The sequence below is a fragment of the Microcystis aeruginosa NIES-4325 genome (genome assembly GCF_008974145.1).
Classification (GTDB): Bacteria; Cyanobacteriota; Cyanobacteriia; order Cyanobacteriales; family Microcystaceae; genus Microcystis; species Microcystis aeruginosa_G.
The window spans coordinates 1-11,672 of the sequence record NZ_BJKP01000055.1 but is presented as its reverse complement, the minus strand read 5'-3'; the positions used below and the strand labels follow the sequence as shown (position 1 = coordinate 11,672).

The window sequence follows — 11,672 nt, the reverse complement described above, 5'->3', positions numbered from 1 at the left end:
GAGCGTAATGCTCACAACTTCCCCTTAGACTTAGCTAGTGGTGAACAGGCTCCTGTAGCTCTGACCGCTCCTGCTATCAATGGTTAATTCCTAGTCTGAACGAAAAGGCACTCCCGCAAGGGGGTGCTTTTTTGTTGAGAAGGGAGGGATAAACCGTGGCGATCGTGGCTATGACACTAAATTCTGACACCCTGTGCAACTATATTTTTATTCTTGATTTACAAGGCTTTCAGAAATCAAAAGTATCCTCTGGAACCCTGATTCTGTAGTTTTTAGTTGCACATTGCGTAAAACGTAGAAATTCCTCCACTATTTCCATAATCCCTAAAATTAATAGTAGCAACCTTACCACCCCCTTACCCTGATCGGTTAGCCAAAAATTGTCACTTTTCCGATTTAACCCGCTGCTAACCAGCGCACGGCATCCTTAGCGTGGTAGGTTAAGATAATATCAGCACCTGCCCGTTTAAAGCTGGTTAAAGTCTCTAAAGTCACCCGTTTTTCGTCAATCCAGCCATTTAACGCCGCCGCTTTAATCATTGAATATTCCCCTGACACATTGTAGGCAGCCACGGGTAAATTAGTCATTTCCTTGATTCTCCAGATAATATCCATGTAAGATAGAGCGGGTTTAACCATTAACATATCTGCACCCTCTAATACATCTAATTCCACCTCTTTTAAAGCTTCCCAGGCATTACCCGGATCCATTTGGTAGGTTCTGCGATCGCCGAATTGGGGGGTAGAATCAGCCGCATCCCGAAACGGACCATAATAGGCAGAGGCATATTTAGCTGTATAGGAAAGAATCGGTGTATCACTATAACCCGCCTCATCCAATCCTTGACGAATTGCCTGCACAAAACCATCCATCATTCCCGACGGTGCAATGATATCCACTCCCGCTTTTACCTGGGAAACGGCGGTTTTTTGCAATAATTCCAGAGTAGGATCGTTTAACACCCTGCCGGTTAAATCTCCCGTTTGTAGATAACCACAATGACCGTGGTTGGTATATTCACACAAACAAGTATCGGCTACAATGAGCAGATCGGGAACTGCCTCTTTAATTGCTGTGGCCGCTCTTTGCACAATACCATGATTGTGCCATGCTCCCGTCGCCTCTGTGTCTTTACTTTCCGGCAGCCCGAATAAAATAATCGCTGGGATTCCTAAATCCCGCACTTCCTTGGCTTCGTCAACAATTTTATCGATTGATAATTGGTACACCCCCGGCATCGATTTGACTTCCCGGGCAATACCTTCCCCAGCCGTGGCAAAAAGAGGATAGATAAAGTCATTGGCTGTCAAGACGGTTTCACTCACCAGACGGCGCATTTGAGGGGTTTGACGCAGACGACGGGGGCGATGAATAGGAAACATAGTTTTTTGTGATTAAATCGGGAATCTGGCCTCGATTCTTTAGTTTAAATCTTTGCTGAGGATCAACACAAATCGATTCAGTCGGCTGCGGGCTGCCAGCAACTATCCGCAATATTTAGTTATTTTGAGCTTAATCAAAATATTTAGGTCATTTTTGACCTAATGATGCTCTATCATCGTTTTGAGTCTGAAAAACCAGCAATTTGACTAAAATTTAATCTTTATAGTGATCAATTTTGGTGTCGTCACCACCTCATCTCTTTACAAAACTTTACCTGATCAGAGGATTCGGGAAATGGGGAAATTTCAACTAATACGCCAACGCCCCAACACCCCAACACCCAAAACCCATTTCCATTTGCGAGAAGGATCGTTTATTCTAGGAAGTAAGAGCGATCAATTCAGGATTTTTGCTATGGTCAACTTAGGTGATTTAGTCAAAAAAGCAGTTTATTTGGGCGTAGGCATTGCCGCTTATGCCGCCGAAAAAGCTGAAGTAAATTTACAAGAATTAAGAAATCAAGCCCAAAAATTAGCCGATGAGATGATTGCTCGTGGCGAAATAAACGCAGAAGAAGCGAGGAAATACGTTGATGAGTTGGTGAAACAGGCACAACAGCAAGCGGTGGCAGCTAACGAATCTAATATTCCCCATGAACCCCGACGGATAGAAATTATTGAAGATGAGGAGGACACCAAAGCAGCTGATCCCAAAGTAGATGAATTGCGGCAAAAGGTGGAACGTCTTCAGGAGGAATTACGGAAACTGCAACAGGATTAAAACCTAGATTTTAGCGACAAATAATTAATTATTCTCAGACAAGGGAAGCAAGTTTAAACATGGACGATTGGCAGAAAGATTTTTGGGAAGTTATCGAAACTGTGGCGCTAGGAATTGAAACTTTTTTCCAAGAAGTAGCCCAAACTATCGAAGAAATCAATGAGGAAATTATCATCGATCTGGAACAGTTTATTCAAGAGGTTTTACCCCAGGAATTAGAAGAATTTTTTAACCTCAATGAGTCCCTATTTTCGGAATTAGATGAACCCTCGGATTTTACCCTCACTCCTAAGGTTAACCCCGATCCTAACACCCATCCTGCTTGTATCGGTTGCCGTAATTATCACGGTTATATCTACGGAGGCAATCTTCTCGTCTGCGGTTTCCATCCCTACGGTTGGGATAGTGATAGTTGTCCCGATTGGCAAGCAGAGGATTAATTATTTTTCTATAAAATCAGGTAGGGTTATTATCCCTACCCATAACTTTTATCTCAAAGCAATTATCCGTCATTTTTAGTTAAGAATTACCCTTAGGAGCATGGTAAGGTTCAGAATCAAAAGGCTGCATCCCCACATCGGGGTATTCATCATTGTTGGGACTAAAAATGCGAGCGAAAGCCTCTGTTAGGTACTGGACAAAATTGTGTAATGTATCCTTGATATTCATTGCTTTTCTCTCCGACTCTCGACAACAATCTCTTTTTCGGATCAGGTTGATTCACCCCTCCATCCCCATTATCTGGCCAGAATCTCATCAATTGTTGACTTTTGAGATAATTCTTGAATAATCTTCATAAGACTTTATATTTTTTCTTGCTTATCTAAACTTTTATAATAATTCTTGTATTTTTGTCAAGGAACGATTATTCAATTAAATCGCTGAACAAATATTTGATTGTTGTCCAGAAAGGTTTGTATCTTTGTTGATCATCTAAGCATAAATATTCATTGACAAAGACTTGTAATTGAGCATTATCTATCTCCTCATCCAAAAAAGGATCGATGGCTGCCTTACGAAGTGCCTTGAGTTTATTTGAGGTTTAATCCCAACTTTTCGATAGTATTAATTGCTTTTTGATCATCTTCTTGTGCGGGTTTAATTGTACCATCATCATTAAAAGCAAAGTGAGACTCACAATCGGGATTAAGTGGAGAGATTAAGAGATTTTCATCAAACCAGTTATCTTTTAGATTACCACAGTGCCGAGGTTCACCAGACTTAAGATTTGCCTGACAGGAACATAGCAAATTGGCATAATCTAGGGGATCAACACTGGGATCACTTTGAGGTTTAAAATGTTCTATATGGCATTTACCATCAATCAATCGATTTTCACAATAACAACATATTTCCCCCTGTTCTGTCATCAACGCTTTAATTAGTATTTCTTTTGGGGTTCCCGCTAAATTTCTAAAGTCGGGCTGCCAATCTGAGTTAGCTTGCTCTTTCCAATTCTTAAACTCTGGTGGTTCTTGTCTTTTTATAATATACTTCATTTTCCGATAATTGCCTTGCGTCGAATAATAACTTCAGCTCTAATTAATTCTGGATCATTTTGAATTTTAGCTCTGAGATCATTGATATTATTTTTAGCTGCCTCTAATTGATTTTGAGAAATTTGTTCATAGATATCTTTCAAAGCTTCAGCGATTTCCTTGGGACGAGTTGTCTCTAACCCCATCAAATCTTCTAAAATTCGATCAACATTTTTGCCGTAGGACTCCTGCACGGGATGAACTTTTATTCCCATTTCTGTTTGTTCCATGAAGTGTAAACTTTCTGGTTGAACATGAGTGATAATATTAGGAGAATGGGTGGAAATAAAAAATTGACAGTTAGGAAAAACTTCTAGTAATTTAGGTACTACAAATCTTTGCCATTGAGGATGTAAATGTAAATCAATTTCGTCAATGATAATAACGCCAGTACCCGTTAAGGGATAAGGATTTTGAGGATTAGCAATCGCCATTCTTCGAGCTAAATCTCCAAGCATAGCAATCAGACATTTTTCTCCATCAGAAAGTTGATTAACAGTAACTATTTTATTCTTTTTTGTTACTTCCATTCTCAAGGGATTACGACGGACGCTAAGATTACTAAAATCGGGTAGAAAACGTTCGATCGTTTCCCGAACTGCTTCCAATTGGGGATCGGGAAAACAAAAACCTTCCGGTTTAATTAGATCATACTGATATTTTCTATTTTCATTTTCTAAATCTTCACGTTTGCGAAACCATTCAAAAAAAGTGCGAAAATCTGATCCACTGGTTAAAGCATTTTCGTAGGCACTCAGAGAATCAAATTGATGTTTTGTTTTAATTTTTAATGGTATATCCAGCACCGCTCGATTAACAGAATAATAAACAAATAAAGGTAAGTTAATTTGTCCTTGATGTTCAGTAATTTGTCGTTGTATTTGTTGAGTGTATTCATTTAATTGGCTGAAATTACTCCGTTCTCCAGCGTGGATATATCCAGTCCTAGTTTTTACTATTTTCCAAGTAATCTCTTGACTATCTTCCGTCAACCCAGTGATTTCAATTATAGCCGTCCCCTGACCATTATTAATCTCGGTTTTGCTAATCTGTTGTCCACTGGCATTAGTATTTTTTAGGCGATTAACTAACCATGAAAGCATAATCGCCAAACTGTCTAAAATGGTGGATTTTCCAGCACCATTAACTCCTATAAATACGTTTAATTGCCGATGAAAGTCGATGTTTAAACTAACTGCACCTCGATAATTAATAAGCTTTATATACTTAATTTTCATTGATTTTTGTATCGGCAAGATTTGCTTATATTTGAGATAATTGTTAGAGAATGACTCTCGAATAATTGCCAGTAAAACTTAGATAGGGTTAAGAGACAGTAGGACAAGGAATAGAAAAGAATATTGACCAAGGAAATAATATCTAGTTTTAGCACAGAACTGGATATTCATAATGATTATTTATCATTTACTCCCGACCAACTCAAAAAAATACTAGGCTGACTTTCCCGATCGCTGCTGTCTGTGAGACAATCGATCGAGTGTTATCCTAAACTCCGCCAATTTTCATGTCCGACGACGCTACTATTCGCACTGCTGTACAACGTCTCTACAATACCTATCCTTTCCCCCCCGAACCGCTCCTAGACGAACCTCCTCCGGGTTACAATTGGCGCTGGAATTGGATTGCTGCCTATAACTTTTGTTGTCATCGTAAACCCGAACGAGAGGATATCCGCATTCTCGATGCAGGTTGTGGTACTGGTGCGGGAACCGAATATCTGCTCGCGCTCAACCCTTTCGCTCATGTAGTCGCGATAGATATCAGTGAAAAAGCCCTAGAAATTGCCAAAGAACGCTGTAATCGATCGGGAGTCGAAGCAAAGCACCGAGGTTCTCTGGATTTTCACCATTTACCCCTCGAATCGGCCACCAATCTCCCCGGAGAATTTGATTTAATTAACTGCGTCGGGGTGCTGCACCATCTCCCGGACCCAGTTAAAGGTATTCAATCCCTCGCGCAAAAACTGGCCCCCGGTGGTCTGCTGCACATTTTCGTCTATGCACAATTGGGACGCTGGGAAATTCTGTTAATGCAATCAGCGATCGCACTTTTACAGGGAGACCGACGCGGCGATTATAAAGATGGGGTCGCTGTCGGCCGAGAGATTTTTGCCTCCCTACCGGAAAATAATCGCATTTTGAAACGGGAAAAAGAGCGTTGGTCAATGGAAAATCATCGCGACGAGTCCTTCGCTGATATGTATGTTCACCCCCGGGAAGTGGACTATAATATCGATACCCTCTTTCAACTGATTGATGCGTCAGGATTAGCCTTTATTGGCTTTTCTAACCCTTCCTACTGGCAATTAGACCGTTTATTGGGTAAATCCCCCGAATTGATGGCTAGAGCGCAAAATTTAGGGGAAAGGGAACGTTATCGCTTGACGGAATTATTAGACCCAGAAATCACCCACTATGAATTTTTCCTCGCTAAACCACCGATTTTGACTGCCGATTGGTCCAGGGATCAAGTCCTAGAGAATGCAGTGGCCGAAGTTCATCCCTGTCTTTACGGTTGGCCTAGTGCAAGTGTTCTAGACTACGATTATCGACCGGTTAATCTCTCGGAGAGAGAATTTGCTTTTTTACAAGCTTGTGATGGTCGTTTAACCGTGGCAGCAATCGACGCTCAAGTTGCTTTAGGATTAACCGGTGTGCGTTCCTTACAACAGCGCCAACTGCTGATTTTAAGTTAGGGAAAATTCGGGGATGTTAGAGATAGTGTCCCTTGGCAATCGGCAACTTTTAAACTAACTTGGCTAAATTTTGCCAAAACTTTTTTTTCTTAACAATTACACCCTTCCTATCCCCATAGTTTCAGCCCCAGAATTAACCGGGGCTGAATTATAATAGTTTAAGAAAGTGGACAAGGCTGCTAAATTTCTGATCAGTCCGATTTTTGCCCATCGGCAACCGGGAGAGTTTAATCATTATCCCAAGATTCCGAGGCGATTAAGTCACCAATTTGATCCCTGAGAAGGTAGTCACACCGTTCTAGTTCACATTCAACACAAACCCACTCCCGGGGGGGAATGAACTGACAGAGGGTGTAGATCGGTTGGTGTCTGCTCACTACCCCCTGTTCTACCATCTGACGTACTTCGTCCTTAATCATCCTGATAGAGTAAGCGGTGGGAGCGGTGGAGAAAGTTATGGCACTCATGGGAGATTTCCTGCAAGATCTACAAAAGAAGTCTTATCACTAACTATAGTCTAACCTATAGAGGGACAAAAGAGATTTTTTGCTGTATCGACGATTACAATTTTTTATATATAGCGAAACCCTCTCCCCTCGCCAGTTTAGGCTTAGGTTAAGAAAAGTTAAATTTATCGGCTAAAAGCTGTCGAGTACCCTTATGCCAAATCGGCTTTTTTAGCCGTCAGGAGTTAGCTTTTTCTCCCCACTCCTCTCTCACCACTACCCACTTCCCGCTTCCCGCTTACCCTAATAAATGGGGAATAAAAATAAAAGCCGCTACGAGTAAAGCGGCGATCGAGGCGATTAAAACGGCACCAGCGGCACAATCTTTGGCTATTTTGGCTAAATCATGGTAGGATTGCCCCACCGTCAGATCTACCACTGATTCTAGGGCAGTGTTAATTAATTCTAAGACCATCACCAGAGCGCAGGTGAGGGTGACAATCGCTATTTCCATAGCATTAACCCGCAAAAATAAGCCCCAACTAATCGCTACTAGGGTAATCAGGGTGTGAATGCGAAAATTTCTTTGACTAACAAAAGCATAACAGACTCCTGCCCAAGCGTAGCGAAAACTGACTAATAGATTCGAGGCGACTTGCCAAGCGTATTCTCTTTGACTGGGATTGTTGCCCTCACTCACCTGTCCCGATCGAGGGATAAAATTATTGTTGAGATAGGGATTAGGTATGCTGGCAGATTGGTTGGCTTGATGATAATTTGTCTTCATATTCCTCAATAATGCTTGACAAAAATAACTAACTATGTATCGGCATTTCGACGGTTTTTAACAAAGTTTCCTGTAAAGATAGCATTTCCAAGAGACTTGTTTCATCGGGATGGTCCCAACCCAAAAGATGTAAACAAGCGTGGGCAGTTAACCAGGCCAATTCTCGCGCCAAAGGATGATTTTGTGTTAAAGCCTGTTGTTGTGCTGTCTCGACAGAGATGATAATATCCCCCAAATATAAAGGTTCCGTCTCTAAAATGGCCTCATCGACTGGTAAATCCACTTCCAGAGCGGCAAAAGCGAGAACATCCGTCGGTTGATCTTTGTGGCGATATTGGCAATTATAGGTCTGAATTTCTTGATCGTCTGTTAAACGCAAACTTAGTTCATAACCGGCGGCAACGGGGAGATAATCCGATAGATAGCCTAACCATGTTTCTAACCAATAGTGCCAAGTTTCCCCATCCACAGGACTATTTCCGGGATCAAAATAATTATCCTGTAGGCATAAATCCACCCCTAGGGGCAAAGTCTCACTCACCAGATTTCACCCTAGGGACGCGTCAGATAGGAAATACCAACAAAAAAGCCTAATAGGGCTGCCGTAGTCAAAAAAAAGTGTTTTAACGAGATGCCTTTTTTCTTGACCATATTCCGCATAGCCAGCTTAACGTAACTCGGTTGCGCTTCGGTGGCGGTTTCTACTGCGGGGTCGGTGGCACTAACAGGTTCAGTCATCAGTAATTCCCCAGACAAAGATTGATCGCTATAAGTGTAACAGATTATTAAAAAAGTGCAAAAAAAATTCAATTATGGGAAAAATTGTTCCCCGTCCGGGATAGTCAAAACCGATCAAACTGTTTAACCCAGAGGTTTCTAACCAGTTGTGCCTTTAAACAGTCCTCTGAATTTTAATACAAATGCTCTTCTCTCCCCCACACCCCACACCCCAGCCGTCTAAACTATGTCTTCCCAAGATCCCGAAAGCATCCAGACTATTTTTCAGAAAATTTGGGGCTATGATAGCTTTCGCTTTCCCCAACAGGAGATTATCGAGACAATTCTAGCGGCAAAAGATGCCCTAATTGTCATGCCCACGGGATTTGGTAAATCTATCTGTTTTCAACTGCCCGCTTTATTAAAAACCGGCTTAACCCTAGTGATTTCTCCCCTGGTTGCCCTAATGGAAAATCAGGTGGAGGAATTATTAGCCAAAAAATTACCCGTTGCCCTGATTCATCACGAAATCCCCCGACAACAGAGAAAGAAAACTTTAGCAGCGATCGCAAGTCAAACCCTGCGACTTCTCTATCTTTCGCCGGAAACCCTCTTAAGTCCGCCCCTCTGGTCAAAATTAACCCTTCCCCACGTTAAAATTAACGCTCTCATCCTTGACGAAGCCCATTGTTTAACCCAGTGGGGCGATAATTTTCGTCCTGCTTACCGTCGTCTTGGGGCTGTCCGTCCCGCTCTTCTGCAATCAAAACCGGCTGGCAGCCAAATAGCGATCGCTGCTTTTACCGCCACCGCTAACCCCGCCACCCGTGAGACTCTCACCCGCGTCTTACAACTAGAAAAACCGCAGCTTTTCTTAATAAATCCTTACCGTCAAAACCTTGACCTAAGCACCAAAATATGTATTAGCCCCGGTTGTCGTCGTCATCAACTATTAAACTTCCTCACCGGTCAACCTCGACAATCCGGCCTGATCTATACTCGTTCCCGTCGCCATAGTGAAAATTTAGCGGCATGGTTGCAATCCCTCCACTATCGCACCAGTGCCTATCATGCCGGTTTATCCCCCTTTCAGCGTCGGGAGATAGAACAAAATTGGCTGCGGGGGGATTTAACTTTTGTTGTCTGTACCTCAGCTTTTGGCATGGGTATCAATAAACCCGATGTGCGTTGGGTTGTCCACTACCAACCCCCAGCTTTACTATCGGAATACCTACAGGAAATCGGCCGCGGTGGTCGCGATGGGGGTAAAATGCAGGCTCTCACCTTAATTAGTGAACCGACGGGATGGTTAGATAATAGCGATAAAAACCAGCAAAAATTCTTTAACTCCCAACAGGAGCGCCAATACCGACAAGTTTGGCAAATTTTAGCCCAAATTCCCCTAGAGGGCAAAGTAGAGGCGATTAGTGCCGAATTTCCCGATAGTGCGCTCATTCTCTCCCTTTTACACAGTCTCGATCGCCTAGAATGGCTCGATCCTTTTCATTATCGGCTTATTTATCGTCATAATTCAGCCAAGATGACTTTTAAACCCAAAAATGAGATGTTTCCCTATCTCTATACCCGTCGCTGTCGTTGGCACTTTCTCTTAAATGCCTTTGGTTTTCAGGAAAATGCCGATAATTTTCGCTGTGGTCATTGCGATAATTGTCGTCGCAATCGACCTCTGGCAAACTAGGGAGCACCAGAGCAGGGAGAGGAGAGCGTTTGTACTAAATTTTCTATGTCTTTTTTCTTCTCCTGTCTCGGATTCTCCTCAGCTAAGGTCAGATTTTTGATTTTTGCAGGAGATCTATAGCGGTTTTCCCAGAAGTGAGTCCCGATTGAATCTATCAAGGGATTTACGATACCTTACCCGAAATAATAGTGAAATTTTGTGACAAAGTGCAGCCAGATATAAGAATCTTTGCTAGATCTCTAGAAAGCTTCTGTGATAAGTTTCCTTAAAGGATGCTGTTTGCAGTAAGCTAATCTGGCTAACACGCTTTTGGGCGTGATATGGGGAAAAGTTTTGGCGATTGCGTCTAAATAGAATGCCGAAAGTTGACCCATATTCTTACTCTGGAGAGTGTTATACGGAAGTTTCCGTATAATATGTAGTTAGGTGGCTTAAGTTCTTGGTGGGGACAGCGACTGTAGGCTATCTGTCATTAGTTGAGTCAAGTTATCGTAGATCTTCTTTAAAGCAGTGGTTAGCAATTCAAGAGGTTTTAGTTGTGACGAAAGTGAAAAAACGACCCAATAATATTGGACTACTGTTAATTGGTGGAGTTATTGGACTTCCCACAGGATTAATTCTTTCCGGCTTGTTCCCTGAAGGGTCATCAATGAGAGTTATGGCAGGGCTTGGGGGTATTGCAGCACCTCCTATCGGAATACTAGTTTATTCCAGTAAAAGATGGTCTGAGTACGTGCAGTATATGTTGGAGCAATATGAAGTAACTAAGGAACAGCTTCGACAAAACCCCAATAGTGCCCAGGCTAGGGAAGCTATGCTCCAAGCTGGTAGAGCTTATTACTCTTGCATGAGAGAACAAGGAGTCCCAACTATTTACGATGAGCAAGCAATTAACAATGATATGAAAGCGATACTTGGGACGTAGTGCGATCGCAATCGCTGTAGGGTGCGTTCCCTAATGTGGCTCTTACTGCTCCAGCGATCGATTTTTGGGGAACGCACCATGCACATTAATTGAAGCTGTGATCCCAAATCCCGTTACAATAAAATGAGTAAAGACGAGGTTTTAGACCCGATTTTTTTGATACCATTTAGTGAATAATCGACCTCTGGTAAGCTAGGGAGCGCCAGGGCAGGGAGAGGAGAGTATTTGTACTAATTTTTTTTATGTCTTTTTTCTCCTCCTGTCTCGGATTCTCCTAACCTAACCGAAGATTTTTGATTTTTGCAGGAGATCTATAGCGGTCTTCACAGAAGTGAGTCCCGATTGAAACACTGAAACGCCTATCTATCAAAGGATCTACCATACCTTACCCGAAATAATAGTGAAATTTTGTGACAAAGTGCAGCCAGATACAAGAATCTTTGCTATATTCCTGGCTTCTGTGATAAGTCTCCTTAAAGAAGGCTGTTTGCAGTAAGCTAAGGGACTTGCGTATTAATAAATTACCATCTAGACTAGAGAAGCAACTTGTTACTCCCACTCTCAACTATGGTAACTGAACTGACTGAAAAAATCAAATCAAGCTTGAAAGATGCGGCAAAAAAGCTGACAGGTTTTAAGAAAAGGGCTTTTATGGCGCAAGTAACTATAGACTATTTTAA

Annotated in this window: 13 protein-coding genes and 1 pseudogene; 6 read left to right on the top strand and 8 right to left on the bottom strand. The window is 42.1% G+C overall.

From position 1 onward, the window contains the following. Positions 1-87, top strand: a pseudogene (locus MiAbW_RS18135) (photosystem Q(B) 2 domain protein); the annotation flags it as partial. 309 nt (positions 88-396) lie between these two features. On the opposite strand, the gene hemB reads toward MiAbW_RS18135, so the two are convergent. After that, complete coding sequence (hemB, locus tag MiAbW_RS18130; RefSeq protein WP_151697235.1) at positions 397-1,383, bottom strand: porphobilinogen synthase; 987 nt, start codon at positions 1,381-1,383, stop codon at positions 397-399. Between the two features lie 415 nt (positions 1,384-1,798). Here hemB and MiAbW_RS18125 point away from each other — a divergent pair, with 415 nt between their 5' ends. Both MiAbW_RS18125 and MiAbW_RS18120 read left to right on the top strand, forming a co-directional pair. Beyond that, positions 1,799-2,164 carry a phasin family protein gene (locus MiAbW_RS18125; protein WP_151697234.1) on the top strand — a complete coding sequence of 122 codons (366 nt, stop codon included), beginning with the start codon at positions 1,799-1,801 and terminating at the stop codon, positions 2,162-2,164. 59 nt (positions 2,165-2,223) lie between these two features. After that, the gene (locus MiAbW_RS18120) at positions 2,224-2,604 is read left to right on the top strand and encodes a hypothetical protein (RefSeq protein ID WP_151697233.1); all 381 of its coding nucleotides are present in this window, start codon (positions 2,224-2,226) and stop codon (positions 2,602-2,604) included. A 79-nt stretch (positions 2,605-2,683) separates the two neighbouring features. On the opposite strand, the gene MiAbW_RS18115 is transcribed toward MiAbW_RS18120, so the two are convergent. From MiAbW_RS18115 to MiAbW_RS18105, 3 genes are all read right to left on the bottom strand, one after another. Continuing rightward, the gene (locus tag MiAbW_RS18115; RefSeq protein WP_002752187.1) at positions 2,684-2,833 is read right to left on the bottom strand and encodes a hypothetical protein; all 150 of its coding nucleotides are present in this window, start codon (positions 2,831-2,833) and stop codon (positions 2,684-2,686) included. A 362-nt stretch (positions 2,834-3,195) separates the two neighbouring features. After that, on the bottom strand, positions 3,196-3,663 hold the full coding sequence (locus MiAbW_RS18110) for a retron system putative HNH endonuclease (protein ID WP_238707342.1): 468 nt from the start codon (positions 3,661-3,663) through the stop codon (positions 3,196-3,198). Beyond that, the gene (locus MiAbW_RS18105) at positions 3,660-4,940 is read right to left on the bottom strand and encodes an AAA family ATPase (protein ID WP_151697232.1); all 1,281 of its coding nucleotides are present in this window, start codon (positions 4,938-4,940) and stop codon (positions 3,660-3,662) included. The genes MiAbW_RS18110 and MiAbW_RS18105 overlap by 4 nt, the downstream gene beginning before the upstream one ends. Before the next feature lie 287 nt (positions 4,941-5,227). On the opposite strand from MiAbW_RS18105, the gene MiAbW_RS18100 reads away from it, so the two are divergent. Beyond that, positions 5,228-6,418, top strand: a complete 1,191-nt coding sequence (locus MiAbW_RS18100) for a class I SAM-dependent methyltransferase (protein WP_151697231.1) — start codon at positions 5,228-5,230, stop codon at positions 6,416-6,418. 227 nt (positions 6,419-6,645) lie between these two features. Here the strand turns inward: MiAbW_RS18100 and MiAbW_RS18095 are convergent, their stop codons facing one another. From MiAbW_RS18095 to MiAbW_RS18080, 4 genes are all read right to left on the bottom strand, one after another. Then, the gene (locus MiAbW_RS18095; RefSeq protein ID WP_002738935.1) at positions 6,646-6,885 is read right to left on the bottom strand and encodes a DUF4327 family protein; all 240 of its coding nucleotides are present in this window, start codon (positions 6,883-6,885) and stop codon (positions 6,646-6,648) included. A 277-nt stretch (positions 6,886-7,162) separates the two neighbouring features. Beyond that, positions 7,163-7,651 carry a diacylglycerol kinase family protein gene (locus tag MiAbW_RS18090; protein ID WP_151697230.1) on the bottom strand — a complete coding sequence of 163 codons (489 nt, stop codon included), beginning with the start codon at positions 7,649-7,651 and terminating at the stop codon, positions 7,163-7,165. A gap of 28 nt (positions 7,652-7,679) precedes the next feature. Beyond that, positions 7,680-8,192, bottom strand: coding sequence for an rRNA maturation RNase YbeY (ybeY, locus tag MiAbW_RS18085; RefSeq protein ID WP_151697229.1), 513 nt, complete (start codon positions 8,190-8,192; stop codon positions 7,680-7,682). A gap of 11 nt (positions 8,193-8,203) precedes the next feature. Next, positions 8,204-8,389, bottom strand: a complete 186-nt coding sequence (locus MiAbW_RS18080; RefSeq protein ID WP_151697228.1) for a DUF3285 domain-containing protein — start codon at positions 8,387-8,389, stop codon at positions 8,204-8,206. A 226-nt stretch (positions 8,390-8,615) separates the two neighbouring features. On the opposite strand from MiAbW_RS18080, the gene MiAbW_RS18075 reads away from it, so the two are divergent. Both MiAbW_RS18075 and MiAbW_RS18070 read left to right on the top strand, forming a co-directional pair. Further along, positions 8,616-10,067 carry a RecQ family ATP-dependent DNA helicase gene (locus MiAbW_RS18075; protein WP_151697227.1) on the top strand — a complete coding sequence of 484 codons (1,452 nt, stop codon included), beginning with the start codon at positions 8,616-8,618 and terminating at the stop codon, positions 10,065-10,067. 442 nt (positions 10,068-10,509) lie between these two features. Continuing rightward, positions 10,510-10,992 (top strand): hypothetical protein, encoded by a 483-nt coding sequence (locus MiAbW_RS18070; RefSeq protein WP_151697226.1) that lies wholly within the window; start codon positions 10,510-10,512, stop codon positions 10,990-10,992. Positions 10,993-11,672 lie beyond the last annotated feature (680 nt).